The sequence below is a fragment of the Chryseobacterium sp. GTID13 genome (assembly GCF_056172655.1).
In genome coordinates this window covers 331,589-356,851 of record NZ_JAOCMB010000002.1, presented here as the reverse complement: position 1 = coordinate 356,851, position 25,263 = coordinate 331,589, and the positions used below count along the sequence as shown (strand labels likewise).

The window sequence follows — 25,263 nt, the reverse complement described above, 5'->3', positions numbered from 1 at the left end:
CCGTTTTATACAGATTGGGTATTATCGTCATGCCATTTCCCCTGAACTTTCATCACCTGCTCTATCACGTCCCGTACTGCCCCGCTTCCACCTTTTTTCAGAAATATAGTCGGAGATTCCTTTCACTTCAGGAACAGCATTTTCAGGACATGCTGCAATAGCTGAGTTTTCCATGATATGAATATCTGGAAGGTCATCTCCCATTGTCAGAATCTCTTCGTTGCTAAGGTTATATTTCTTTTTAAAATCTTCAAAATCAGCCATTTTGTTGTGGGATTTCGGGTAGTAGTCTTCTATTCCCAGGTAATTGATCCTGTGCTTCACCATTTCATCGTTTCCACCAGTGATTACCCCAATCAGATAATTGTTTTTCAATGCTTTAACTACTGCATAACCGTCCAGGACATTCATTACCCTGCACATATTCCCGCCCGGAAGCAGATAGACGCTTCCGTCTGTAAAAACTCCGTCCACATCAAATACAAACGCCTTAATATCTTTTAATTTCTCTTTATAGCTCATACATTTTTTGAATAGAATGATTCATTGTCTTATAAATTTCGAGACTTTCGTCTTTTAATAGCTGCTCATGTAATTCCAGAACTCTCACATCATTCCTTACGGCAGGTCCGGTCTGGGCAGCTTTCGGGTCTATTTCATAGATTTTCTGTACCGTTTCATTAATTAGCGGCAGGAAATAATCAAACGGAATTTCCTGTGAATCCGAGATTTCTTTAGCTCTTGCGAAAAGATGATTTACAAAATTGCAGGCAAAAACAGCAGTCAGATGAATATATTTTCTCTTTTCATAGCTGCTTTCCATCACGTTTTCAGAAATTTTGGAAGCCAGCTCAGTAAGAATCTGCTGGTCCTGATCATTTTCAGCTTCAATAAAGAATGGAATTTTTTCATAATCCAGTTCTTTTGATTTTGAAAACGTCTGTAGAGGATAAAAGCTTGATTTTCTATACTCCCCTGTTAAAATTTCCTTGGGAAGAGATCCTGAAGTGTGGGCAACCAGACAGTCTTTTTTAGTGATAAGCTGAGAAACATTTTCCACAGAATTATCACTTACACAAATGATGTACAGATCTGCATCCTGGAGACGTTCCGTAGAGAAAGGAATATTCAATTCCTCAGAAATTTTTCCCAGTTCTTCCCTGTTTCTTCCAAAAATCTGTGATAATGGAATACCTTTCAGTCTAAAAGCTTTTGCCAGATGGTAAGCTACATTTCCGGAGCCTATAATTACAATTTGCATCTAACAAAGATAAGATTTTAAAGGAAGACAGAGAAAGAGCGCCGGAAGTTTTATGATGAACACTTCCTTAGCCTATTGCTTAAGGCTCACCATATAAGGATCTGATATTATTTTAAATATTTGGACTGAAAATTGAATAAGTAATTTAACTTTCGGCTATTTTTGTAATCCAAAACAGTGAAAGCATCTTATGAAGATTAAGGACGCGGAAATTATTTCGTTGATGCAGAATCCACGGACCCAGGAAAAAGGGGTACGTGCCTTGATGGATGCTTATCAGAGCAGATTGTACTGGCACATCAGAAGGATTATTGTGGATGGGGACCTGGCCCAGGATACGCTGCAGGAGACTTTTATTAAAGCCTATCAGAATTTTCACCAGTTTAAAAATGACAGCCAGCTGTATACCTGGTTGTACAGGATCGCTACCAACGAAGCACTACAGCAGGTAAATAAGATGAAGAAAATGCAGAAAACGGATGAAGATCCGGAGTATTATATGCAGAACCTGGTGGCCGACAATACAGACGGAGATGCAGAAGAAATACAGGTACTGCTCCAGAACGCTATACAAAGCCTGCCCGAAAAGCAGAAACTGGTATTTATGATGCGGTATTATGATGATCTGCCCTATGAAGAGATATCTAAAATTGTAGATATGTCCGTAGGGACTTTAAAAACGAATTATCATTATGCCAAACAGAAAATAGAAGAATATATTAAAGAAAATTACGAAAGATAATTTTTGAACCAACAGAGATGAAAGAGTTCGACATAGAAAAACTAGAACGAAAAAACATTTACAAAGTTCCGGACCATTTATTTGAAAATATCCAGAATAATGTAATGAACGAAGTGAAAGCGAATAAAAAGGCACCCATTTTTAAATTAAACTGGATGTATGCTGCTGCGGCATCATTGGCTTTGATATTTGGAGCAACGTATGTTTTCAATTCTGATCATGATACGGCAGAAAATGTGTTGAATTCAAAAACATTAGTCGAGAATAACCAGAAGCCTAAAACAGAAAGTGAACGAGCTTATGAAACACTGGAAGCAGATTTAACTTCTGTTGAAAATAATAATCAAATAGTTGTAAATCAGGAAAATAAAACTATAGCAAGCAACCCGGTGAAGGAAGTTGACCATAAAACAACTTCACAACCTGCAAAAGCAGTCACTAAACAAGAGGAAGTTAAAATGAATGAATATCTGGATACGTTTTCCAATTCTGAAATATCAGAACTGGCAAGTAATTCCACGCAGGACGTTTATTTAGATTTATATAATTAAAAGAAAGATGAAAAAGATATTATTTACACTTTTTATTATTTATGGTTTTGGTCTGAATGCGCAAAATGGGCAGACGACAGATTACGACTGGAAAAAATGGACCCTAAACAACGAAAAGAGGTAATAAACAATCTTTCTCCCGAGGAGAGAAAAGAACTTCTTAAAAAGTTCAGGAATAATATGGTGCTGGAAAATCTCGATATTGATCCCAGCGATAAAACAGAATTTACTCAGCTTTATAATGAGTATTTAGATAATCAGAAACAGATAAAAAGCCAGTTTAATTCTAATTTTAATCCGGAAACCTTATCTGATGAGGAAGCCAAAGCAAAACTTCAGCAGAGCTTCGAGGTGGGACAGAAGCTGCTGGATAACAGGAAGAAATATGCTGACAAGATGCAGCAGGTAATTCCCTGCCAGAAAGTATTAAAGCTATTCCAGACTGAAGGAATGATGAGAGATAAAATGAATGAAAGAAAGCCTCATTCCGGGTACAATAATATGGCAAGGCCCAAACAAAACCCATAATAGTTTATTTTTTTAATGTTGGACGGCTCTTACAGATTTATTCTGTGAGAGCCGTTTAATATTTATGAATTACTATTTTTGCACAAAAAATATAATGAGAAAACTGATGCAGTTGCTGTTTACTTTTGCAGCTATCATTTCTTTTTCACAAACAAAAGAAGTAATAAAGTTCAAAGGCAACATTTTAAATTACACTGAAAATACCTATAAATCCTTTAAAGTAATTGACCAGAGAGAAGATAAACAAATTGGAACGCTGCCTTTCGGAGAACAAAAAGAAATGAGAGAAGTTGTTTTTCCTACAACGCCCGATAACGATTTTAGTGCATGGTATTTAAAGAGTAATCAAACGGGTGCATCAAACGAGTTTGTTATGGTCTTAAAAAGGCTAAAGCTTTCAACGGGAGATTCTGATGGCAAAAAGACAGAGGGGAAAATAGATTTTTCTGCTCAGACTTTCGCAAAAAAAGGAGATAAGTATCAGTTTCTCTATAAAAAAGATACAGTCTTTACTTTTTATGATAAGGAGATTTCTGAACTGATGGTGAAAAATATTCCTACTATTTTTTCAGTATTTATCAAAAAATCTTATTCATTGAATCCGGTGGGAAATTCGTTGTCGTTTAGCGAGTTAGGAGATTACAGTAATTATGTAAACAATAGCTATGCTGCTTTAAAAGAAGGCCAGCTAAAAGACGGAATTTATCTGAATTATATTTCATTCTTCAACCAAACCCCTGAGTCCGGAAGCTATACTTTTGAGCTCAATAATAAAGGAGATATTACAAGAGCAGTGAAAGAAGAAAATGGAAAGAAAACTAAAATTCCTGCCTATAAAATGTTTGCCTATGTAGAAAAAGGGAAAGCCCATAAAATGACATTCTCAGGCTTCCTTGATCTTGATAAAGATGAAAAAGGCTTCTATGTTACTGCCAATCGTGGGCATCTTTTCCCTGTACAAATGAACAGTACATATGGAATGTTTGGTTTAATTGGTGGAGTTGCCGGAGCAATAGAGCAGGGAGCAAGACAGAAGAAAATGAAGAATGGAGATGTTGGAAAAGTTTATATTGATTCGCTGACCGGAGAATATGATTTTTCAGAGGAATAAAAATAATGGCTCTTACAGATTTATTCTGTGAGAGCCGTTTAATTTTGAAATGAATTCTTAGTTTTGCGGAAAATTCAATATGAAAAAAATCTTCTTCTTTATTTTAATGTTATTGTCTTTATCTTTATTTGCTCAGAGAACTGAAATTATTGAGCTTAAACAAAATATAAAAGATAAAAAGGGACTAGTCCAATCATTAACTTTAATAGATAATCGTACTGATAAAATAATTGGTACTGTTACTGATAAGAAAGAAACTGCAGAAGTAAAGTTTAAGAAGGAGGATTTGAAGGGATACTTTGAAAACTGGTTTTTAGAGAACAATAAAAAATTGGGAAATATGGATATTGTTCTGATGTTGGAAGAATTGAAAGTATATGACGAGCAAGATGGAGGTAAAGAATATCCTTATGCCAAAGCAAAAATAAAGATTTCAAGTTTTATAAAGAGAAAAGATAGATATTATTTTATTAATCGTTTTAATAATGTAATTGTCTGCAATCCAAAAAAGGTAGCTCATCCACAACACTATCTGGCTTCTTTGATATCTGATATTATAGCCGAATTCATTAAAAATTCCTATTCTGGTGTTGTTTCTGGTTCGTTTATTCCTGAAAATGAAATTAATAATTATGATCAATATTTGAGAGATAATTATAAGGTATATACTAATTCAGAGCTTAAAGATGGTGTCTATAATGATTTTAAAGGATTTCTTAATCAGGAGCCAAACCCCGGTTATTCTGTTGACAAAAATAAAAAAGGAAGAGTTACCAGGCTGGTAAAGGGAGACCTTCAGACTTCTTTTTCTGAAATGTACTGTTATGTAGAAGGAGGAAAGGCTTATAAACTTACCCCTGTAGGTTTCGATATGCTTCAGAAAGATTCGAAAGGATTTTACATCTATACTTCCAGAGCAAATCTCTTTGCTGAAGCTAAAACAGGAGGAGCTTTTGTAGGAGCAGTAGCCGGAGGTATAGTTGGTGCACTAATTGGAGCAGCTATTGATTCCGGGTCCAATTCCAATGCTGGAGCAATGAATGGAATTGGTTTTAAATCTACTCAGGAATCCAATGTTTACTTAGATTCTTTAACTGGTGCCTATATCTTTGAAAAATAAATGATACACTGAAAATTAAGCAGAGATAATCTGCCTGCTTTTTTTATCTTTGCAAATTACAACGTTCTTAAATGAAAAACATACGAAATTTTTGCATAATCGCTCATATTGACCACGGTAAAAGTACTTTGGCAGACCGTCTTTTGGAGTATACCAATACCGTTACCCAAAGAGAGCTGCAGTCTCAGACCCTGGATGATATGGATCTGGAGAAAGAACGTGGGATTACGATTAAATCTCACGCTATTCAGATGGATTATGAGTATAAAGGAGAAAAATATATCTTAAATCTTATTGATACCCCGGGACACGTAGACTTCTCTTACGAAGTTTCCCGTTCTATTGCCGCTTGTGAAGGCGCACTTCTTATTGTAGATGCTGCTCAAAGTATTCAGGCTCAAACCATCAGTAACCTGTACCTGGCTTTGGAAAATGATCTTACGATTATTCCGATTCTTAATAAAATTGACCTTCCGTCTGCAAACCCAGAGGAAGTAACTGACGAGATCATGAATCTCATCGGATGCGACTACGATGATGTTTTAAGAGTTTCTGGGAAAACAGGAGAAGGGGTTCATGATCTGCTTGAAAAAATTGTAGAAAGAATTCCTGCACCGGTAGGAGATCCGGACGCACCGCTTCAGGCTTTGGTTTTTGACTCAGTTTATAACCCGTTCAGAGGGATTGAGGCCTACTTCAAAGTAGTAAACGGAAGCATTTCCAAAAATGAAAAGATTAAATTCTTTGCTACCGGTAAAGAATACGGAGCTGATGAAGTAGGAACACTGAAATTAAAGCAGGTACCTAAAAAAACAATCGGATGTGGGGATGTGGGATATCTGGTTTCCGGAATTAAAGATGCAAGAGAAGTAAAAGTAGGAGATACGATCACTTCTTTTGAGAAACCGGCATCAGGGCCTATTGAAGGATTTGAAGAAGTAAAGCCGATGGTTTTTGCCGGAATTTATCCTATTGATTCCGAAGATTTTGAAGAATTGAGATTCTCTCTTGAAAAATTAAGACTGAATGATGCTTCACTGGTATTTGAACCGGAAAGTTCAGCTGCTTTAGGATTCGGTTTCCGTTGCGGATTCCTTGGAATGCTTCACATGGAAATCGTTCAGGAGCGTCTTGACAGAGAGTTTAATATGAACGTGATCACTACGGTACCGAACGTATCTTATTTTGGATATTCCAAAAAAGATCCTGAAACTCCGATCCTGATCAATAACCCTTCAGAAATGATGGATCCTTCCATCATGGATAGAGTAGAGGAACCGTTTATCAAAGCTTCCATTATTACAAAATCCGATTTCGTAGGAGCAGTAATGACCCTATGTATTGAAAAAAGAGGAGAAATTGTTAACCAGAGTTATTTAACTTCAGAAAGAGTAGAGCTGGTCTTCAATATGCCGTTGGCAGAAGTGGTTTTCGACTTCTATGACAGATTGAAATCGATCTCCAAAGGTTATGCATCTTTCGATTATCATCCGATCGGATTCAGAGCTTCCAAGCTTGTAAAAATGGATATCCTGATCAACGGGGATATGGTAGATGCCCTTTCCTCACTGATCCACGATAGTAATGCATATTATATCGGGAAAAAGATGTGTGAAAAGCTTCGTGAGCTGATTCCGAGACAGCAGTTTGATATCGCTGTTCAGGCCGCATTAGGAACGAAGGTTATCGCAAGGGAAACCATCAAAGCTTTGAGAAAAGATGTTACCGCAAAATGTTACGGAGGAGATATTTCCAGAAAACGTAAACTTCTTGAAAAGCAGAAAGAAGGTAAAAAGAAAATGAAACAGATCGGAAGGGTAGAAGTCCCGCAGTCTGCATTCATGGCAGTATTGAAACTAAACGATTAAATATAAAAAAGACCGGTAATTTACCGGTCTTTTATTTTTCAGAAATTACGCTGCTTCTCAGTCAGATTCGCCTGTATTGCCAGTGCTCCGATGCCGAGAATGACTTCAGCAATTCCCAATGTTCTTACAAGATTGATCCCGCATACGAGACATTCAGGTTCAGGGAAAGGCTTTTTCCCTACGACAATGATCAAAACTCCTCCTATGATGATAATGACCACAATAAAGGCTCTTAATAATGTTTTCATGATGGTGTAATTTTATTTCTTATCCCAAAGTTGAGTATATCTGTCAGGAAATCAATAAGGAAAAACACCGTTTTAGGATAAGTGATTCCACTTGTTTTTATTTCTTTGACTTTTTGCAGAAGTTGTTTCATTTATAAATTGTACCTTTGTGTATTCGTAACGCAAACTAAAAATGGGATCTCCAAAAAAATTCAGGATATAAAAGTAGCTGTTGATGCCGTTATTTTCGGGTATTTTGATAAACAGGATCTTCAGATTCTATTGATTAAAAGAAAAATTGATCCGTTCAAAGGAGGCTGGGCACTTCCCGGTGGGCTGGTTCTGGATGATGAAAACCTGGATGATGCGGTGAAAAGAGAGCTCTATGAAGAGGCGGGCATAAAGCCTGATTTTTTGGAACAACTTTATACTTTTGGTAACGTAGGCCGTGACCCAAGAAACAGGGTGGTTTCTGTGGCTTATCTGGGCCTTGTGAACCCGTCCTATCATGAACTCTTTGCAGACTCTGATGCAGAAGATGCCCAATGGTTCAGTGTTAATAAACTTCCGTCACTTGCTTTTGACCATAAATCAATAATCGATATTGCGTTAAAGAGACTCCGCACCAAGCTTCAGTATCAACCCATCGGCTTTAATCTCCTGAATGAAGAATTCCCGTTTTCAGATCTCGAAAATCTCTACAGGACCATTATCGGCCGTGAAATAGACCGCAGAAACTTCCGTAAAAAGATCATGAGCTACGACTTGCTCAATGAAACCAATAATGTGAAAAAAGAAGGCAGCGGCAGACCTGGAAAGCTCTTTACTTTTAACAAGGAAAAATATGAAGAGCTAGAAAAAGAAGGCTTCTATTTCGAGATTAAATAACTTTTCATCCAATCTTTTCTGAATTAATATTAAACTTGAAATAGAGTTTAATTGTTACTTTGTATCATTTGTGCACTTTTTAACATCAAGATAATAAAATTTATATACTGATAATCAGAGCATTAAATGAATAGCGTAAAATTAACGCAAATAAATTTGTTTTATAAAATGATATTGTTTTACATTTGTGTAATAATAACGCAATCATGAAATACACTTTACAAAATATCATTGAAAGATTTCAAAAAGGAAACAAACTAGAATTTCTGTTTTTCTGGGGACATACCGTAAAAGATGAGATCACCAAGGCTTGTTTCAGTCAATGGTTTCCCATTCAGTTTGAAGAAAACGGTGTGATCTATAAAACGGCAGAACATTATATGATGGCCGGAAAAGCAAGATTATTTAATGATGAAAAGGCTTTAGAGAAAATAATAAGATCTGAAACACCAAATCAGGCAAAGAGCTTAGGAAGAAGAGTTGAGAATTTTGATCCGAAAATTTGGGATGAGAATAAATATGAGATAGTAAAACAAGCGAATCTTCTTAAATTTTCACAAAACCCTAAATTTAAAAATTTTTTATTGTCTACTAATGATCAAGTGCTTGTTGAAGCGAGCCCTTACGATAAAATATGGGGAATAGGGATGTTGGAATCAGATTCAAGAGCAGTGAATCCGGCTTTATGGGACGGGGAAAACCTGTTGGGTTTTGCCTTAATGGACGTTAGAGATGAATTAAGAAAATAAATTATAATTACCAAACACAATATCAATCATGGAAAAGACAGAATTACACCCGCAGATATTCCTCATCGAAGATTTCCTTACTTCGCAAGCATGTGAAAGTTATATAGCGATGGCAGAGGAAAAAGTATTTGAAGAAGCTAAAATCAATATGCATGGAAGGCAAATGATGAGTAAGGGAATCAGAAATAATGACAGATTGATGGTTTTCGATAATGATATGGCAGCAAGCCTTTTTGAAAAAGCATCTGAATTTCTTCCTCAGGAGCATGAAAATTATAAACTGTTGAATTTTAATGAAATGTTCAGAGTCTATAAATATTCTCCCGGACAGCGGTTTAAAATGCACCGAGACGGAAGCTATATCAGAAACGAACATGAGAAGAGTTTTTACACGTTTATGATTTATCTAAATGATGATTTTGAAGGAGGAGAGACAGAATTCGAAAACCTGTTCACTGTAGCTCCAAAAAAGGGGTCAGCATTAGTATTCTACCATCCGTTAAGGCATGAAGGAAAAACCCTGATCAGCGGAATGAAATATGTTTTGAGAACCGATGTAATGTATTCCAATAAGTAAAATCCTTTACAGAAATAGGCATTACTATGTCAGTTTTATTTAGCGTAAAAACAACACAAATAAATAAGTTTAAAGATGGAAGACGAGTTAAAACCAAGATTTATCGAGTCATTACAGAGAAATAATGACCAGATCAGAGAAGACCGGGCCCGTACCATCGGAGCAGATTCCGAATTGATTTACAGGCGCAGGATAGAAGACATCGGGCTTAAAATAAAAAGACTGGAACGGGAGCAGGAAGGACTTATTGATATCAGTCCTTTAGACAGGAACAGTTTAACTTTTGCGGATTTTCAGCCGGAGGCATTTGTTCAGAAAGACATAGAATTATTATTAACAATCAGAAATTTAAATATTCAGCTGGAAGTGGCAGTAAAAAGATTTGAATATTTATTCGGTAAAATATTTTAGTTATGGGAAGTACAAGATACGATATGGATGCTCGTTTTGACAGAGCAAGAAAAGCAGGTTACGGTTTTAAATCCGCAGGTGAAATTTTCACTCAGAATGCATTGGGAAGAGCTCATGAATCTATGAACCCAAAAGGTATTTCTTTCAGGGAATCCAGAGATTCTGAGGTGCATCCGAACTCCGTTCCCATTATTTTAGGACTGGATGTAACAGGCAGTATGGGGCATATTCCTCACGAACTTATAAAAGAAGGCCTTCCCAAATTAATGGGCGGAATTATCCAGGGCGGCGTTCCGGATCCGGCACTCTTATTTCTTGGAATCGGGGATCATGAATGTGATAATTATCCTCTGCAGGTTGGCCAGTTTGAGTCCGGCGACGAAGAACTGGATATGTGGCTTACCCGAACATACATTGAATCCGGTGGTGGTGGAAATGCAGGGGAAAGTTATCTTCTGGCGTGGTATTTTGCCGCTTTTCATACCAGAACCGATGCTTTTGAAAAAAGGAACCAGAAAGGAATTCTCTTTACAGTAGGAGACGAACCTTGCTTAAAAACACTTCCTGCATCAGCGATCAGGGAAATTATGGGGGCAGGACAGCATACCTACACTCATTATGAGCTACTGGAAGAAGCGAGGAAAAGGTATGAGGTTTACCACATCAGCGTTCTTCATTCAGAACAGGCAATGAGGGCAGATAGAGGCTGGAAGGAATTGCTGGGAAGGAATTGTCTTTCAATAACTGATCACAGGGAAATTCCGGACGTTATTAAAGGAATCATTTGTGAGACTTTTAAAAATGGAGGTTCAGGAACAGCAGGTAATATAGGATTCGATCATATTCAAATGTTTTAAGTCATGAAAAAGGCACAGATAGTAATAGGGTTGGGTTTCGGTGATGAAGGAAAGGGAATCACAACAGATTTTCTGGCACAGCAACACCCGGAATCTGTGGTCATCAGGTTTTCCGGAGGACAGCAGGCGGCGCACACGGTAATGATTGATGATAAAAAGCATATTCATTCCAGCTTTGGAAGCGGAACACTTCGGGGATTACCGTCTTATTTTACAGAGCATTGCACCATTCACCCTGTTTTTCTTTTAAATGAAAGAAAGGAATTAATGCAAAAAAACGGAAATGTAGAGTTGCATATTCACCCTTTAGCCAAAGTGACCACTCCGTTTGATGTCTGGCAAAACAGGACCGATACAAGAAATCTGGATCACGGAACCTGCGGAAAAGGCATTGGTGCCACCATGAAAAGACAGGAAAGCCCTTATAAGCTATTTGCAGCCGATTTAATAGCACCAAGAACAATGCTGATTGAGAAATTGAAGGGAATCGCCTATTACTATGGTTTTATGGATAAAGAACATGTAGATGAGGCTTTGAGTGATTTTCTGAAAGCAATAGATGAAATTGACTGGAAAATAAGTGACTATAACTATCTGAACAAATTCGAAAACCTCATTTTTGAAGGAAGCCAGGGAATTCTTCTGGATATGGATCATGGTGTATTTCCCAATGTGACTTATGCCAATACTACCTCTAAAAATGCATACGAAATCTGCAGGCTTCTGAAAATAGAAGACATTGAAATGTTTTATGTGACCCGGATCTATTCTACCCGTCACGGAAGCGGCTGGATGAGCAATGAGAAGGAACTGAAACTGAAGAATAATGAAGAGGAAACCTGTATTTTTAATGAATATCAGAAAGACTTCAGGTTGGGAGATCTGGATTATGATTTACTGAATTATGCCCTTCTTTTGGACGGAGCTTACGTAACCACGACCAAAAAGAACCTGGTTATAACTTGCCTGGATCAGATCGATGAACAGTTTAAACCAGAAAATATAAAACAGGAATTCGACAGAATTTACGGTTCATATTCCCCATATTCAAAAGATTTTAAACCAATTTTTTAATCAAATAATGGCTTATATTTGATAGAGCCGATACATTAAACCATGAAGACAAAAACATTATACAGACCGGTAGGTGAAAAAGAAATGATCCTGATTGCAGAAAATGGTTATAAAAAATTTCCGCCAAGACTGGAATGGCAACCTATTTTTTATCCCGTCCTGGACGAAAGCTACGCTTCAGAAATTGCTGAAAAATGGAACGCAAGGGATGAAGCCGGGAATTATCTGGGTTTTGTCACAAAGTTTAATGTAAAGCAAGAAACAATCAATCAGTATCCGGCACAGAACGTTGGGGCCAGAAATCACAATGAATTGTGGATTCCGTCTGAAGAACTGGATGATTTTAATGATGCAATTGTGGGAGAGATTGAGGTGATCAGGGTATTTGTGGGAAAAGATTTTAAAAGATCTGGAAATACTGAAATTAATAAGCTTATTGTAAAGATGCAGGAAAGATAAAAAGGATAAACTACCTGAAAGGAGATGCAACAAATCCTTCGACAAAAGGAAATAAAATTATTGCTCACATCTGCAACGATATTGGAGGCTGGGGAAAGGGCTTTGTTGTAGCAATTTCTAAAAAATGGAAGCAACCTGAAAAAGAATATCGAAAATGGTTTAAAAGCAAAGAGAGCTTTAATCTTGGAGAAATTCAGATTGTTGAGGTTGAATCGGATATCTGGATTTGCAATATGATTGGACAGCATAAAACTGTTACACATTCAGTTGAAGTTCCGCCGATAAAATATGATGCAGTAGAAAAATGTCTGGAAAAATTGTCTCATGCAGCTTTACAGCTTAATGCAGAAGTACATATGCCGAGGATTGGTTGCGGATTGGCAGGAGGGAAATGGGAAAAAATTGAACCAATTATTCAGAAAACATTACTTACAAATAATGTTTCAGTGTATGTTTATGATTTTGAATAACTAAATAACACATTTTGATGGAAAGCAATAGAACAATAGAAGATATAGCTTATTTAATAAGACAAGCAAAAAATAAAAAAGAAAATAAGCCGATTGTATTTTTAGGTGCAGGAGCTTCGGCATCTGCAGGAATACCTTTAGTTGGAGAAATAATAAAAGATATTCTTGAAATACATATTGATAAACCCTCAATTAAAAGACTAAAAAGCGAAGATAAAACTGATTACTATAAATTAATGTCTGCATTATCAGCTCAAGAAAGACGAAGTCTTTTCTATAATTACATAAATAATGAAAAAGTAAGACTAAATGTAACACATATATATTTGGCTCAGATGTTGAAAGAAGGACTTATTGATTATGTGCTTACTGTAAACTTTGATGACTTAATGCTCAAGGCTTGTGCAATGTTTAATTTTATTCCTCCTGTCTATGATGTGTCGATACTAAATGATTTTACAACGACAACATTTTTGGAAAAATCAATTACTTATCTTCACGGACAGCATCATGGACAATGGTTGTTAAATGCAGAAGGAGAATTGATAAAAGTAAAAGAGTCTATACCAAAAATTTTTGAAAGAATTTGCCATAATAGAACGTGGATTGTTGTCGGCTACAGTGGAGAGGATGAGATTTTAGATGAAATTGCAAATGTAGGAAGTTTTGAAAATGAGCTATATTGGATTGGATATAACGACAATGCTATTTCAAATAAAGTTCAAGAAAAGCTATTTACTAATTCTCGAACAAATGCTTATCATATAAAAGGATATGATTCTGATTCGTTCTTTTTAAAAATACACTCGGAATTAGGCTTACAAACTCCTGAAATCTTTAATAAACCATTTTCTTTTTTAAAAGCAATGCTGAAAACGGTTCGCGATGTTCAATTTGATAAAAATAGCGAGCATAAAAGTTTGTTTGAAGGAATTCAAGAAAGAATGGAGATTAGTAAAAGCCAAGTATCAGAAGCAATAAGTATTATTGAAAATAAAGAAAGTGAGGAGCAATTAATTCAACGAATAATCGAGAAGGCTATTAAACATGACTTTTCAGTTAAGGATGCAATCATCTTTGAGGATCAAATAGAAAAGAATAATTATCATAAGGCTAAACTAACTTTAGGAAATTACTATGGAGAATGGGGAATAGAAAAAGGAAGGGATTTTAGACAAAATAAAAATAAAGCAGATTTAGAATACGGAATTGCAAATTTAAGAAAAGGATTAAAGTTTAATCCTACAAATCCTCTTATGTATTCTAATCTTGCAATTATTATTTGTGAGGAAATTATGTTTAAAGGAGATTTTTTTGTGTTTGATGAAGTTTTCGATTTATTTGATAAAGCAGCAAAACTAGAATCAAACCCTAGATTATACTACAACTGGGGAACAGCATTAGCTCATGTAGGAGAAATAACTAAAGAAGAGAAATATTTCAAAGACTCCTTTTCAAAGTTTAATATGGCTATAAATTTTGATCCAAATTATAAGGAAGTTTATTTTAATTGGGGACGTTCTTTAGATGAGTTTTCAAAAATGAATAATGATAATACAGTATTAGCTGAAAGTATTTCAATGTATAAAAAAGCCTTATCATTTGATGAGAGAGATATAGAAGTATTAAATCATCTTGGAACTGCTTTAAAAAATTTAGCAATTCTAGAAAATGATGATAAATTATTTGAAGAATGTAATAATATTTTTAGAAAAGCAGTACAAATATTTCCTGAAAATAAAATAGTTTTAAATGGTTTAGGTCTGTCACTTTATGAATATGGAAAGAAGAAAAAAGATATAAATCTTTTAATGGAAAGTCTAAAAATCTTCAAAAAAATATAGAGCAAAATCCTACTGATGATAATATTTATAATAACTGTGGTATCGTACAATCAACAATTGCAAAAGAAAAAAACGATAATAGTTTATTCATAGAAAGTTTTAAATATTTTGAAGAATCAATAAAAATTAATGATAAAAATAGTAACGTATTCTTTAATTGGGGAAGTTCTTTGTATATGTTAGCAGAAATAGAAGATAATAGCAATCTGTTTCTGAGCAGTACAAAGGTATTTAAAGAAGCTCACAAGTTAGATCCCATGAACGATGAAATCTGCAATCGCTTAGCAATGTCATTTTTACGTGCTGCAATTGTTGATGGGAATGAGCTTTTGTTTTGGGATAGCTTTCAAAATTTTGAAAAAGCCTTGGAATTAAATCCGAATAATATGCTTGCCTATGAACATTGGATAGTAGGACTTATGAAATACTCTAATACATTGAGTTATGAAGATAGTATCAAAGTTTTATTAGAGGCTCTAGAAAAAGCTGAAAAGGGATATCTTTTAGGAAGTAATCCTTATAATCTATCATGTATATATTCAATGTTAGGAGATAAAAAAAATGCTTTAATATATTTAAAAGAAACATTAGAGAGAAAGTTAATAAATGTTGATTATGTTGCTAACGATAGTGATTGGGATAATTACAAAACTGACCCAGACTTTATTAGTTTAATAAATTCTTATAAAGAAGAAACAAACCAATGAAAAAACTAACCATATTAAGCGGCGCCGGCATCAGTGCCGAAAGCGGAATAAAAACTTTCAGAGACGGGGATGGTCTCTGGGAAAACCATAATATAACAGACGTAGCCAGTCCGGAAGGCTGGAGAAAAGACAGGGAACTGGTACTCGAGTTCTATAACCAGAGAAGAAGGCAGCTTCATGAGGTACAGCCCAATGAGGCTCACAAATTGTTAGCCGAACTGGAAAAGCATTTTGATGTTCAGATTATTACTCAAAATATAGATGATCTTCATGAAAGAGCCGGATCTACCAATATTCTTCACATTCACGGCGAATTGTTTAAATCCTGCTCATGCAATAATAAAAACCTGATCTATGAACAAAAAGGAGACATCCGGATCGGAGATAAGGCAGAAGACGGCGCTCAACTGAGACCTTTCATCGTATGGTTCGGAGAAGATGTTCCATTATATAAGGAAGCACAGGAAAAGGTAAAGGATGCGGATATCCTGGTGGTTATCGGAACCTCTCTTCAGGTCTATCCGGCAGCCGGATTGATCCATGAAATCAAAGATGACTGTCTGTTGGTGGTGATCAATCCCAACGAAACAGGATTTGGCTACGGGAAAAGGGCTGTTGTCATGAAAGAATCAGCAACCCGGGGAATGCAGCTGCTGTTTGATAAATTAATAGATCTTGCATAATGGAAAATGGGGTAAAAGCAGGAATTTTTGGAGTGTGTGTCGGAGATGCGCTGGGTGTTCCTGTAGAATTCAAGAGCAGAGAAACCTTGAAAAATTTTCCGGTTGTAAAAATGCAGGAGTTTGGATCCTGGAATCAGCCGAAAGGAACATGGAGTGATGACAGTTCTCTAACGCTTTGCCTTGCGGAAGAACTCACAAAAGGATATAATTTAGAGAAGATAGGGCAAAGCTTTGTAAAGTGGAATAAATACGGCCATTGGACCGCTCACGGAAGGCTTTTTGATATTGGAGGAACCACGAGACATTCCATTGCAAGACTAATCAAAGGAGAAAGTGCGAAATTCTCCGGAAACATATTCGAAGAAGACAACGGGAATGGTTCTTTGATGAGAATCCTTCCCTTGGCTTTTTACCTTAAAAATGAAGAAAATATTGAGTCATTATATCAAACGGTAAAAGAAGTTTCTTCAATTACTCACGGACATTTCCGTTCTGTTTTTGCCTGTTTTATCTATGTGATTTTTGCAATTGAATTAATTAAAGGGAAAGATAAACAGGATGCCTATAAGCATACTCAGGAATTAGTCCTGAAATTTGCAGATAATCAAGGTTTTAACCCAAAAGAGATACAGCTTTTTGAAAGGGTTTTAAAAAATGATATTTCAAAATTTGAAGAGTATACAATAAGCTCAGGCGGCTATGTTCTCCACAGTTTAGAAGCCTCTTTATGGTGCTTCCTGAATTCAGAAACCTATGCCGAGGCTGTTTTAAAAGCTGTAAATTTAGGAGAAGATACAGATACAACCGGAGCCATCACCGGAGGACTTGCAGGAATCTATTATGGGTTTGAAAATATTCTGGAAGAATGGGTCAATGAGCTGGTAAGAAAAAATGATATTGAAGCTTTATGTGAAAAGCTTCACAAGAAATTAATGAAATAAACACACAGACAATGAATGAAATAGAAAACAAAAGAATAAGCAAATTTCTAAGCCTTATTCTGAGACATCAGCCTGAAACCATTCAGCTGAAACTTGATGAAAACGGATGGGCAGACGTCAGTGAACTGATTGCAAAAGCCGCAAAGGGCAGAATGCACTTCAGTTTTGAAGACCTTGAAGAAGTAGTGGAAACCAATAATAAAAAACGTTTTGCATTTAATGAAGATAAAACCAGGATCAGAGCCAGCCAGGGGCATTCCATCGATATAGATCTGGCTTTAAAAGCCGCCCAGCCGCCTGACTTCCTGTATCATGGAACTGCGGATTCCAATATTTCTTCCATTCTTGAAAAAGGAATTGAAAAAAGAAACCGTCAGCATGTTCACCTGAGCGCAGATAAGGAAACGGCCACCAAAGTAGGAATGCGTCACGGAAAACCTGTTATTCTGACGATCAGGACAAAGGAAATGTACGATAATGGAATACCTTTCTATCTTTCAGCAAACGGAGTCTGGCTGACAGATTTTGTAGATTCCAGATATATTTCAAAGTAAGATGGGCAGAACATTAGTCGTAGGAGATATTCATGGAGGTTTCAAAGCTCTGAAACAGGTTTTCGAAAGAGCGGAAGTTACAGATAATGACCATCTTATTTTCCTGGGAGACTATGTGGATGGTTGGAGCCAATCTGCTGAGGTCATCAGTTTTCTCGTAGATCTGTCAGAAAAACAGCCGTGTATTTTTATTAAAGGAAACCACGATGCCTGGTGTGAAGACTGGCTGTCATCCGGAAGCCAGCCGGATAAATGGCTTTTCAATGGAGGCAAAAGTACTGTAGAAAGTTATAATGACTATTCGCTGGAAGACCTGCAGCTTCACCTTGAATTCTTTCAGAGAATGAAAAACTACCATACAGATCAGAAAAACCGCTTGTTTATTCATGCCGGTTATTCATCAATGCATGGCCCTGAAAAAGAAGTCTATTCAAGCAATTACCGGTGGGACAGGACCCTTTGGGAAACAGCCGTTGCCATGGACAAAAAGTTAAGGAAAGATTCTAAGCTTTATCCGAAAAGATTACTTCTGTATGATGAAATATTTATAGGACACACACCGACATTGGATATAGGAATTAATCATCCGGTGAATAAGGCGAATATCTGGAATATGGATACCGGAGCCGCCTTCACAGGTTCCCTCTCGATAATGGATATCAATACCAGGGAATTCTGGCAGAGCGATCCGCTTCCATCCTTATATCCCAACGAAAAGGGCCGGAATACTGACATCATAGGTACATAAGTCCTTTAAAAAACAAGGATTAAAAAAATCTGCGCAATCTGCAAAATCAGCGAGAAAAAAAGAAATGAGCCACAATAACTTTTAGAAAACAGTCAATCTCCCGGTTTATTTCAAAAAATTGTGTCTTTTTATAGTTAAAAATAAAAGCTTAAACAAAATCATTAAGTAATTTTGAAAGATCAAAAACTGCTTCAATGAAACTGAAATACCTCCTGATCTTCCTGAGCTCCTCCTGGCTATTCGCCCAAAATTCATTTCAAACCCCTTTTGAAAAGGGAAACAGAAACCAAACCGTTACCTATGAAGAAATGAATGCCTACTACCAGGAACTTTCTAAAAACTTTAATACGGTCCAGTACCTTAAAAAAGGGGAAGACGACAACGGAAAACCGATCTATGTGGTCATTTATAACCCCTTTCCGGAAAAAGATATCGAAAAACTGAGAAAAGATAAAGCGATTCTCTTCGTCAACAACGGGATCCACCCGGGTGAGCCGGACGGAATAGACGCTACAATGATGCTGATCCGTGATCTGGCAACCGGGAAAGTAAAAACACCCAAAAACTTTATCGTTGCGGCAATCTCAGCTTACAATGTCAGTGGAATGCTGAACAGAGGTTCCCATTCAAGAGCCAATCAGAACGGGCCGGAAGAATACGGCTTCAGGGGGAATGTAAGAAATTATGACCTGAACAGGGATTTTATTAAAGCAGATTCCAGAAACGCCAGAAGTTTCCAGGAAATATATCAGTGGCTGCAGCCGGATGTTTTTATAGACAATCATGTGAGTAACGGAGCTGATTATCAGTATATTTTCACCTATATTTCCACCTTTAAAGAACGGCTTGGAAATACCCTAGGAAATTATTTTTACAATGATTATCAGGCTAAAAACCTGGAGGATATGAAAAAACAGGGCTACGAAAGTACCCCTTATGTCAATATTCACGGGGATGTACCGGATGAAGGGTTTGCTGCTTTTGAAGACTCTCCGAGGTATTCCACAGGATATACATCGTTATTTAACTCCCTGGGAACCGTTCCTGAAACGCATATGCTGAAACCTTATGATAAAAGAGTGGATGCAACCTATAAGTATATGCTGGTGAACCTTCAGAATATAGAGAAGGATTATCAGAAAATAAAACAGCTTCGTGTCGAGAATTTGAAACAGTATAAAGCCGGAATGCAGTATGGAATCCGCTGGAAAATTGACTCTGCACAATTCTCTACCATGGATTTCAAAGGATATGAAGGAAAATACAAGCCCAGTGATATTTCCGGCAAGCCAAGATTGTATTACGACAGAAACAAGCCTTTTACAAAAAAGATAAAGCTTTTTACCACAGCAGTTCCTACCGGATATATTACCATTCCGAAATATTATGTGGTTCCGCAATCCCAGTATCGGGTGATTGAAGAACTGAAAAGAAACAGAATCCAGATGACTAGGCTTCAGAAAGACAGTATGGCAGCTGTTCAGTCTTATAAGATTAAAGATTTTAAAACTGTTAAAAACCCTTACGAAGGACACTATCTTCACTACGATACAAGCGTGGAAATAGAAGAAAAAAACTCACTTTTTCAGCTGGAGATTATTTAATTCCGACCGGTCATCCTGGTGTGAAATACATCGTAGAAACACTTGAACCTGAGGCTTTAGACTCTTTTTTTAACTGGAATTTTTTTGACGGGATTTTAGCACAGAAAGAATATTATTCCGCTTACATTTTTGAAGACACCGCTTCGGAACTATTAAAGACCGATAGAAAATTAAAAGATGCATTTGAAGCCAAAAAATCAGCAGATAAAAAGTTTGCAGAAGATGGAACTGCACAGCTCGATTGGATCTACAGGAATTCTCCGTACTTCGAGGAAAAAACATTCAGACAATATCCGGTTTATAGAATCTTATAGAGAATAATTATTTGATTTAAATAATTGATAATCAGAAATTAATTTACAGGTTTTCGCCCTATGTAATTAGGGTGTTTTTCCTGCCTTTTTTTGTTCTGTTCAAACGAACTTTGCTTTATAAAACCAATAAAAACTATAGTTATGGCAACTAAAAAGCATTTTTTCGTTTCATTGGAAGGCGTAGACCTTTCAGACGAGCAGTTGAAAAACATTGACAGAGGAATTCAGAATGTAGTTCTCTCCGAACTTTCAAAAATTGATAATACTCAGGCTTTTGGAGCTCACAGGGATTTCAAAGGACTTATAAGACCACTGAAAATAAAAGACTGGTTCCCTTGGGGCATCATTATTTTCAAACCAGGAATCGACATTCAGAGCCAGGTGAAAGACATTCAGTCTCAAATAAAAAATTATGGAGGCTAATTCCAATACTTCAAAGAAGTGTCCCAGCTATATAGGAAAAGTTGGGGCACAGCTTTTTGGAGTGGTCAGCAAAGACGGGAAGGTACGGTTCATTACCCCTCTCACCGTCACAGAAGACTTTATCGATCAGAATAAAGATAAGAACAACCTTGAGCAACGTTTCCGCTTTACCGGTAAATGTGTTGAAAAAGGATGTGCACAATGGAATAAAGAAGAATCCAGATGTTCTCTTTCCCGGAAAGTGCAGAATCTGGATAACCATAAAGAAACCGAGCTTTTCTTTTGCCCCATCCGGTCGCAATGCAGATGGTTCTCCCAGGATGGAAAAGAAGCCTGCTTCTCATGCAATGAAGTGACAAGGAATATGGAAGAGCTTCTGCTGAACATACAACAATAAAAAAGACGCTTCAAATGAAACGTCTTTTTATATTTATTTCGGTAAACCTCTTTTCAAAGCTAGTTCTGCTCTTTTAACGGCTACTTTTTCTTTCCAGTCCATATATTTTTTCTTGAAATTGGCCTTCATGATATCATCAAACTTACGCTGTACGGTAAGGTTCCATAAAGAATGAGCCTTTACTGCCCAGGATTTGTCCCATGCTCTCAGAGAGATAGAGAAACTTCCGTCCAGGTATTTCATCCAGTGCCACCATCCGGTAGGCATAAAAGGGTATCCCCGTGTTCAAGGAAACACTCAATTCCTTCTACACCGTCAAGGGCCGGGAATTTAGTAAAATCCGGGTTTTCTATGTCATAATCTTCCAGGGCATAGGTAGCATAAGGAAGCTGATAGAGTCTTTCTTTCCATTTATAATCGAAAAGAAGCACATGCTTTCTTCCGTTAAAATGCGTATGGAAAATATGAGCCATGTCAATATCATAGTGAAGGAAGGTTACAGAACCTTTGCCACCAAAAAACATGGACGGATATTTATCCAGAAAACCTCCCATAAGATCCTTGGGAGAAATATAATCCTGTAATAAATTTTTAGCATGCTTTATCGGATCGAAGAAGAAAATCCTAAGATCGGTAGGCTCTCTCTGAATCAGATCAATATAATCCCCGAACTTCATTTCAGCCGTTGGAGTATTGATTGGAGCTGCGGGATCAGCTTTTGAACTGTCATATAAAGGAACCGTAACATCTCCTACCGTCTCCTTCATATATTCCATTGTCCATTTCTGATAAGCAGGCCATTTTTTTGCCATATTTTTAATGACAACGGGCCTTCTCGCCTTAAGATACTTTTCGTAGAAATCTTCTTTGGAAATATCATCTACAACATCTATAGGCTTTAAAATAATTCCCATTCTATAAATTTTATGTTACAAAATTATTAAATAAATATATATGAATCAGTGTTTAAGTTTTTTTTAATCTATGATTCAAATCATTTTTAACTATTTAGACTAAATTAAAAATTAAAAAAATAAATAAGACCTGAAATTATTTCAATTTTCCCTTTATAATGAATCATTTTTCTTTTATGAAAGAAATATCAGTGATAAGAAAATAAATATTCAGAATTTATTTTTTGCAGGATAAATTTAAGGATTTTGCATACCAAACGAGGGATTAAAATAAAATTTACATATCATTTTGATAAAAATGACCGTCAGAACATTAGTAAATGAAAAATATAACTATATTTGTAGTGATATAAATTTAACCTTTATCTATAAAACACATCTTTATAGAAGTGTAACAAAAAACACGACCAGCAAACTAATTAGGCAAATAATAAATTATGAAAGGAAAGATTTCTTTATTTCTGATGCTTTTTTTCACCGTGCTCACTTTTGCACAGAAAACAGTGTCAGGGAAAATTACCGATGAAGACGGATCCGCTATTCCCAGTGCCAGCGTTACCATAGAAGAACCGGGAAAGGATGCCATTCTGGCCTACGGGATCACCAATTCCAAAGGGGAATATAAAGTGACTTTCACTTCTTCAGAGCCCAATGTAGACCTGAAAGTGAAAGCATTCAACCAAAAACCTCTGACCAAACAGATCAGCAACAGCGACCAGACCCTGACATTCAAAATGCAGTCTGAAGCAACAGAAATAAAAGAAGTCCAGCTAAAAACCAAGATGATTACCGCAAGAGGAGATACCATTGCGTATGACCTTAAAGCATTTGACAGTAAAAATGACAGGACGCTTGCTGATGTGATGAGAAAAATTCCTGGAATAGAAGTCAATAAAGACGGAAGTATTCTTTACCAGGGAAATGCCATCAATAAATTTTACGTCAACGGAAAAGACCTCATGGAAGGAGGTTACGGAACCATCAACAACTCGCTTCCGAAAGACGCCGTACAGAAAGTGGAAGTCCTTGAAAACCACCAGCCGGTAAAGATCCTTCAGGATAAAGTGCCTTCCGATCAGGCGGCTATCAATATCAAGTTAAAAAATTCCGTTACCATGACCGGAAGAGGGAAGTGGGAACCGGTTTTGGAGATCCATGGCTCTGGAACGTCAAACTGACGCCTATGTTTTTCGGGCAGAAAAGCCAGTGGGTGGTCAACTATAAAACCAACAACATGGGTGAGCAGGTGGAAAATGAAGGAAATATCCTGGCATTCGGAAGCGGATGGGAAGGAAAAAGAATCAATGCCGCTCAAAACGACTGGCTGAATGTAGAAAATGCCAGCACTCCCAATCTTCCTGTAAAAAGATATTTAATGAACAATGTACATTATCTGTCAGCCAATTATCTTACCAATATTGATAAAAAGAAAGAATGGGAGCTTAAGGCTAATGCCAATTATACTAATAATGCGGTGGAAAGAGAAGATATTGTAGAAACCGTGTACAGCCCAAGAAATAATAAGCCGGGATCTACAATAATGACAAGCACCAGAAACAACTTTTATACAGATAAGGTGAAAGGAGAACTTATCTTTACTAAAAACGCAAAGAAGGGCTTCTTTAAAAACACAACAAGTTTCAGCCAGTTCTGGAATGCAGACAGGGCGGTGGCCACAAGAGTGGGAAGAATTGGAAATGAGGCTGTAGAATCTCCAACATCTTCTTTCCAGAACTCATTAAGTACCATCATTCCGTGGAAAGAAAAGATGGTTAATTTTAAATCATATATCAGTTATCAGGACGACAAGCAGACCCTTGAGGTTTCACCTGCCAACTATCTTCAGATTTTATATAAAAATCCTGTAGCAGATTCTGCTACGGCAATCAATTTTGCTCCGGGAACATCTGTAATCCAGAATTTCAGGCTGAAGACTTTGGAGACGTCCCATTCTGCCAACATCAGTTTTTCCAAGAAAGGCTGGACCTTTACCCCTCAGGTAGGATTTGATTTCTCATCAAAAAACCTTAATACCCGTTTTAACGGAACTGCCATTCCTAATCCGGATATTCCGAATGATGTGGCTCCAAGTTTTGACGGACCAGCCTATCAAAATGATCTGAGGTTTACGGAATTTAACCCTAACGCATCTTTAGGAATAAATTATAAATCCGAAGCATGGAGTCTTTTTGCTAATGCTCCGGTAAACTTCAATAGTATCAAAGCTGAGGATGAATTAAGAAACGTTCATAAATCGCTTAATAAAACAACATTTACCCCAAATCTATTTGTTCAGTACTCCTTCGCCTCTTTCTGGAAAGCAAGTCTGAATGGGAATATCAGCAATAATTTCGGCGATGTACAGTCTGCATATGCCGGATATATGTTGCAAAGCCCGGGAGGATTTAGTGTAATGGATCCTAATAACCCTATTCCGCAAACCAATTCAAAGAGCGCTGGGGCAAGAATTGAGTACAGAAACCCTCTGAATAATTTGTTTTTCAATGTAAATTACTCCTTAAGTGACAGTAAGAAAAATCTCTTGGCTTCCCCGATCCTTGACATCAATACAGGATTTACATTGATTCAGTACAGAGAACAGGAAAACCATGCAAAGAACAACAGGTTGGGCATAGAAGTAGGTAAATATTTTCCGAAATTTAAAACAAATGCTTCTGTAAGCTATAGCAATACCTTGTCTAAATCGGATGCATTCCTTGATAATATTCAGTATTTAAGTAAAAATAATACCCAGTCTTATGGGTTTAAACTAAATAATACTTATTTCAGCTGGATGAGCATAGATTATAATCTTAATTTTTCCAGAAACAAACAAGACAATATAGGACTGAACGATAAAGGAGGAAGATTAGGGATCAATACAGGCTTTAATCATAATTTAGGTGCATTTTTCTATCCTGTAGAAAATCATACAATAGGATTCAATTGGGATCAGGTAAATACAAGTGACGGCCAGAATAAATATAACAACGCTTTTTATGATGTGTCTTATCAGTTCACATGGGCTAAAAAGAAAATTGATTTTGAATTGAAGTGGATGAATATTGCCAATAGAAAAGTTTTTGAAACTTATAATATCAACCAGATGACAAACAGTGTTGCATATACGAGAGTACAGCTTCGCCCAAGCCAGGTCATGTTTACCGTAAAATTCAACTTTAAATAGAAAGCATAATTAAATAAAAAAACCAATCTCAACGAGATTGGTTTTTTGTTTAAA

24 protein-coding genes and 4 pseudogenes are annotated in these 25,263 nt (G+C 36.6%); 24 read left to right on the top strand and 4 right to left on the bottom strand.

Annotated features, from left to right (window positions below; genetic code table 11):
• Nucleotides 1-5: 5 nt before the first annotated feature.
• Together N4G44_RS01815 and N4G44_RS01810 are read right to left on the bottom strand one after the other, a co-directional pair.
• Nucleotides 6-522: pseudogene (locus N4G44_RS01815) on the bottom strand (KdsC family phosphatase).
• The gene (locus N4G44_RS01810; protein ID WP_474924373.1) at nucleotides 512-1,261 is read right to left on the bottom strand and encodes a Rossmann-like and DUF2520 domain-containing protein; all 750 of its coding nucleotides are present in this window, start codon (nucleotides 1,259-1,261) and stop codon (nucleotides 512-514) included. Before N4G44_RS01810 ends, N4G44_RS01815 begins: the two are co-directional and overlap by 11 nt.
• A gap of 190 nt (nucleotides 1,262-1,451) precedes the next feature.
• On the opposite strand from N4G44_RS01810, the gene N4G44_RS01805 reads away from it, so the two are divergent.
• From N4G44_RS01805 to lepA, 6 genes are all read left to right on the top strand, one after another.
• Entirely contained in the window at nucleotides 1,452-2,003 is a 552-nt protein-coding gene (locus N4G44_RS01805) for an RNA polymerase sigma factor (RefSeq protein WP_048501565.1), read from the top strand.
• A 17-nt stretch (nucleotides 2,004-2,020) separates the two neighbouring features.
• Nucleotides 2,021-2,554 carry a hypothetical protein gene (locus N4G44_RS01800; RefSeq protein WP_474924372.1) on the top strand — a complete coding sequence of 178 codons (534 nt, stop codon included), beginning with the start codon at nucleotides 2,021-2,023 and terminating at the stop codon, nucleotides 2,552-2,554.
• A 96-nt stretch (nucleotides 2,555-2,650) separates the two neighbouring features.
• Nucleotides 2,651-3,082 carry a hypothetical protein gene (locus N4G44_RS01795; protein ID WP_474924371.1) on the top strand — a complete coding sequence of 144 codons (432 nt, stop codon included), beginning with the start codon at nucleotides 2,651-2,653 and terminating at the stop codon, nucleotides 3,080-3,082.
• A 94-nt stretch (nucleotides 3,083-3,176) separates the two neighbouring features.
• Nucleotides 3,177-4,193 (top strand): hypothetical protein, encoded by a 1,017-nt coding sequence (locus N4G44_RS01790; protein ID WP_474924370.1) that lies wholly within the window; start codon nucleotides 3,177-3,179, stop codon nucleotides 4,191-4,193.
• Nucleotides 4,194-4,272: 79 nt separating this feature from the next.
• Nucleotides 4,273-5,313, top strand: coding sequence for a glycine zipper 2TM domain-containing protein (locus N4G44_RS01785; RefSeq protein ID WP_474924369.1), 1,041 nt, complete (start codon nucleotides 4,273-4,275; stop codon nucleotides 5,311-5,313).
• Nucleotides 5,314-5,384: 71 nt separating this feature from the next.
• Complete coding sequence (gene lepA, locus N4G44_RS01780) at nucleotides 5,385-7,181, top strand: translation elongation factor 4 (protein WP_040992948.1); 1,797 nt, start codon at nucleotides 5,385-5,387, stop codon at nucleotides 7,179-7,181.
• A gap of 38 nt (nucleotides 7,182-7,219) precedes the next feature.
• Here the strand turns inward: lepA and N4G44_RS01775 are convergent, their stop codons facing one another.
• Nucleotides 7,220-7,429: a hypothetical protein gene (locus tag N4G44_RS01775; protein ID WP_474924368.1), complete on the bottom strand. Its 210-nt coding sequence runs from the start codon at nucleotides 7,427-7,429 to the stop codon at nucleotides 7,220-7,222.
• Nucleotides 7,430-7,618: 189 nt separating this feature from the next.
• Between N4G44_RS01775 and N4G44_RS01770 the strand changes: the two genes are divergently transcribed.
• The 17 genes and pseudogenes from N4G44_RS01770 (at nucleotide 7,619) to N4G44_RS01690 (ending at nucleotide 21,108) form a co-directional block, all read left to right on the top strand.
• Nucleotides 7,619-8,296, top strand: a complete 678-nt coding sequence (locus tag N4G44_RS01770; protein WP_474925027.1) for an NUDIX hydrolase — start codon at nucleotides 7,619-7,621, stop codon at nucleotides 8,294-8,296.
• A 206-nt stretch (nucleotides 8,297-8,502) separates the two neighbouring features.
• Nucleotides 8,503-9,045 carry an NADAR family protein gene (locus N4G44_RS01765; protein WP_474924367.1) on the top strand — a complete coding sequence of 181 codons (543 nt, stop codon included), beginning with the start codon at nucleotides 8,503-8,505 and terminating at the stop codon, nucleotides 9,043-9,045.
• A gap of 28 nt (nucleotides 9,046-9,073) precedes the next feature.
• A complete protein-coding gene (locus N4G44_RS01760; RefSeq protein ID WP_474924366.1) occupies nucleotides 9,074-9,622 on the top strand; it encodes a prolyl hydroxylase family protein in 549 nt (182 codons plus the stop codon).
• 75 nt (nucleotides 9,623-9,697) lie between these two features.
• Entirely contained in the window at nucleotides 9,698-10,033 is a 336-nt protein-coding gene (locus N4G44_RS01755) for a hypothetical protein (RefSeq protein ID WP_474924365.1), read from the top strand.
• A gap of 2 nt (nucleotides 10,034-10,035) precedes the next feature.
• The gene (locus N4G44_RS01750) at nucleotides 10,036-10,890 is read left to right on the top strand and encodes a hypothetical protein (RefSeq protein ID WP_474924364.1); all 855 of its coding nucleotides are present in this window, start codon (nucleotides 10,036-10,038) and stop codon (nucleotides 10,888-10,890) included.
• A 3-nt stretch (nucleotides 10,891-10,893) separates the two neighbouring features.
• Nucleotides 10,894-11,964, top strand: a complete 1,071-nt coding sequence (locus tag N4G44_RS01745) for an adenylosuccinate synthetase (RefSeq protein WP_474924363.1) — start codon at nucleotides 10,894-10,896, stop codon at nucleotides 11,962-11,964.
• 42 nt (nucleotides 11,965-12,006) lie between these two features.
• Nucleotides 12,007-12,423: an ADP-ribosylation/crystallin J1 gene (locus N4G44_RS01740; RefSeq protein WP_474924362.1), complete on the top strand. Its 417-nt coding sequence runs from the start codon at nucleotides 12,007-12,009 to the stop codon at nucleotides 12,421-12,423.
• Nucleotides 12,420-12,893: a macro domain-containing protein gene (locus N4G44_RS01735; protein ID WP_474925024.1), complete on the top strand. Its 474-nt coding sequence runs from the start codon at nucleotides 12,420-12,422 to the stop codon at nucleotides 12,891-12,893. Before N4G44_RS01740 ends, N4G44_RS01735 begins: the two co-directional genes overlap by 4 nt.
• Nucleotides 12,894-12,910: 17 nt before the next feature.
• Nucleotides 12,911-14,737, top strand: coding sequence for an SIR2 family protein (locus N4G44_RS01730; protein ID WP_474925022.1), 1,827 nt, complete (start codon nucleotides 12,911-12,913; stop codon nucleotides 14,735-14,737).
• A 176-nt stretch (nucleotides 14,738-14,913) separates the two neighbouring features.
• Complete coding sequence (locus N4G44_RS01725) at nucleotides 14,914-15,444, top strand: TPR end-of-group domain-containing protein (protein ID WP_474924361.1); 531 nt, start codon at nucleotides 14,914-14,916, stop codon at nucleotides 15,442-15,444.
• Nucleotides 15,441-16,127: an SIR2 family NAD-dependent protein deacylase gene (locus N4G44_RS01720; RefSeq protein ID WP_474924360.1), complete on the top strand. Its 687-nt coding sequence runs from the start codon at nucleotides 15,441-15,443 to the stop codon at nucleotides 16,125-16,127. The genes N4G44_RS01725 and N4G44_RS01720 overlap by 4 nt, the downstream gene beginning before the upstream one ends.
• A complete protein-coding gene (locus N4G44_RS01715) occupies nucleotides 16,127-17,068 on the top strand; it encodes an ADP-ribosylglycohydrolase family protein (RefSeq protein ID WP_474924359.1) in 942 nt (313 codons plus the stop codon). Before N4G44_RS01720 ends, N4G44_RS01715 begins: the two co-directional genes overlap by 1 nt.
• An 11-nt stretch (nucleotides 17,069-17,079) precedes the next feature.
• Nucleotides 17,080-17,622, top strand: coding sequence for an RNA 2'-phosphotransferase (locus N4G44_RS01710; protein ID WP_474924358.1), 543 nt, complete (start codon nucleotides 17,080-17,082; stop codon nucleotides 17,620-17,622).
• A 1-nt stretch (nucleotide 17,623) separates the two neighbouring features.
• Entirely contained in the window at nucleotides 17,624-18,370 is a 747-nt protein-coding gene (locus tag N4G44_RS01705) for a metallophosphoesterase family protein (RefSeq protein WP_474924357.1), read from the top strand.
• A gap of 194 nt (nucleotides 18,371-18,564) precedes the next feature.
• Nucleotides 18,565-20,288 (top strand): annotated as a pseudogene (locus N4G44_RS01700) (M14 family metallopeptidase).
• A gap of 141 nt (nucleotides 20,289-20,429) precedes the next feature.
• Nucleotides 20,430-20,711 carry a hypothetical protein gene (locus N4G44_RS01695; RefSeq protein ID WP_474924356.1) on the top strand — a complete coding sequence of 94 codons (282 nt, stop codon included), beginning with the start codon at nucleotides 20,430-20,432 and terminating at the stop codon, nucleotides 20,709-20,711.
• The gene (locus N4G44_RS01690) at nucleotides 20,701-21,108 is read left to right on the top strand and encodes a hypothetical protein (protein WP_474924355.1); all 408 of its coding nucleotides are present in this window, start codon (nucleotides 20,701-20,703) and stop codon (nucleotides 21,106-21,108) included. The genes N4G44_RS01695 and N4G44_RS01690 overlap by 11 nt, the downstream gene beginning before the upstream one ends.
• Before the next feature lie 33 nt (nucleotides 21,109-21,141).
• Here N4G44_RS01690 and N4G44_RS01685 read toward each other — a convergent pair.
• Nucleotides 21,142-22,022 (bottom strand): annotated as a pseudogene (locus tag N4G44_RS01685) (cupin-like domain-containing protein).
• Nucleotides 22,023-22,459: 437 nt separating this feature from the next.
• On the opposite strand from N4G44_RS01685, the pseudogene N4G44_RS01680 reads away from it, so the two are divergent.
• Nucleotides 22,460-25,209 (top strand): annotated as a pseudogene (locus N4G44_RS01680) (hypothetical protein).
• The last annotated feature ends 54 nt before the right edge of the window (nucleotides 25,210-25,263 follow it).

Excerpts from the sequence above, each read along its gene's own strand:
- N4G44_RS01810 (WP_474924373.1), bottom strand. The coding sequence starts at position 1,261 with ATGCAAATTGTAATTATAGGCTCCGGAAATGTAGCTTACCATCTGGCA.
- N4G44_RS01805 (WP_048501565.1), top strand. The coding sequence starts at position 1,452 with ATGAAGATTAAGGACGCGGAAATTATTTCGTTGATGCAGAATCCACGG.
- N4G44_RS01800 (WP_474924372.1), top strand. The coding sequence starts at position 2,021 with ATGAAAGAGTTCGACATAGAAAAACTAGAACGAAAAAACATTTACAAA.
- N4G44_RS01795 (WP_474924371.1), top strand. The coding sequence starts at position 2,651 with ATGGACCCTAAACAACGAAAAGAGGTAATAAACAATCTTTCTCCCGAG.
- N4G44_RS01790 (WP_474924370.1), top strand. The coding sequence starts at position 3,177 with ATGAGAAAACTGATGCAGTTGCTGTTTACTTTTGCAGCTATCATTTCT.
- N4G44_RS01785 (WP_474924369.1), top strand. The coding sequence starts at position 4,273 with ATGAAAAAAATCTTCTTCTTTATTTTAATGTTATTGTCTTTATCTTTA.
- lepA (WP_040992948.1), top strand. The coding sequence starts at position 5,385 with ATGAAAAACATACGAAATTTTTGCATAATCGCTCATATTGACCACGGT.
- N4G44_RS01775 (WP_474924368.1), bottom strand. The coding sequence starts at position 7,429 with ATGAAAACATTATTAAGAGCCTTTATTGTGGTCATTATCATCATAGGA.
- N4G44_RS01765 (WP_474924367.1), top strand. The coding sequence starts at position 8,503 with ATGAAATACACTTTACAAAATATCATTGAAAGATTTCAAAAAGGAAAC.
- N4G44_RS01760 (WP_474924366.1), top strand. The coding sequence starts at position 9,074 with ATGGAAAAGACAGAATTACACCCGCAGATATTCCTCATCGAAGATTTC.
- N4G44_RS01755 (WP_474924365.1), top strand. The coding sequence starts at position 9,698 with ATGGAAGACGAGTTAAAACCAAGATTTATCGAGTCATTACAGAGAAAT.
- N4G44_RS01750 (WP_474924364.1), top strand. The coding sequence starts at position 10,036 with ATGGGAAGTACAAGATACGATATGGATGCTCGTTTTGACAGAGCAAGA.
- N4G44_RS01745 (WP_474924363.1), top strand. The coding sequence starts at position 10,894 with ATGAAAAAGGCACAGATAGTAATAGGGTTGGGTTTCGGTGATGAAGGA.
- N4G44_RS01740 (WP_474924362.1), top strand. The coding sequence starts at position 12,007 with ATGAAGACAAAAACATTATACAGACCGGTAGGTGAAAAAGAAATGATC.
- N4G44_RS01730 (WP_474925022.1), top strand. The coding sequence starts at position 12,911 with ATGGAAAGCAATAGAACAATAGAAGATATAGCTTATTTAATAAGACAA.
- N4G44_RS01725 (WP_474924361.1), top strand. The coding sequence starts at position 14,914 with ATGTTAGCAGAAATAGAAGATAATAGCAATCTGTTTCTGAGCAGTACA.
- N4G44_RS01720 (WP_474924360.1), top strand. The coding sequence starts at position 15,441 with ATGAAAAAACTAACCATATTAAGCGGCGCCGGCATCAGTGCCGAAAGC.
- N4G44_RS01715 (WP_474924359.1), top strand. The coding sequence starts at position 16,127 with ATGGAAAATGGGGTAAAAGCAGGAATTTTTGGAGTGTGTGTCGGAGAT.
- N4G44_RS01710 (WP_474924358.1), top strand. The coding sequence starts at position 17,080 with ATGAATGAAATAGAAAACAAAAGAATAAGCAAATTTCTAAGCCTTATT.
- N4G44_RS01705 (WP_474924357.1), top strand. The coding sequence starts at position 17,624 with ATGGGCAGAACATTAGTCGTAGGAGATATTCATGGAGGTTTCAAAGCT.
- N4G44_RS01695 (WP_474924356.1), top strand. The coding sequence starts at position 20,430 with ATGGCAACTAAAAAGCATTTTTTCGTTTCATTGGAAGGCGTAGACCTT.
- N4G44_RS01690 (WP_474924355.1), top strand. The coding sequence starts at position 20,701 with ATGGAGGCTAATTCCAATACTTCAAAGAAGTGTCCCAGCTATATAGGA.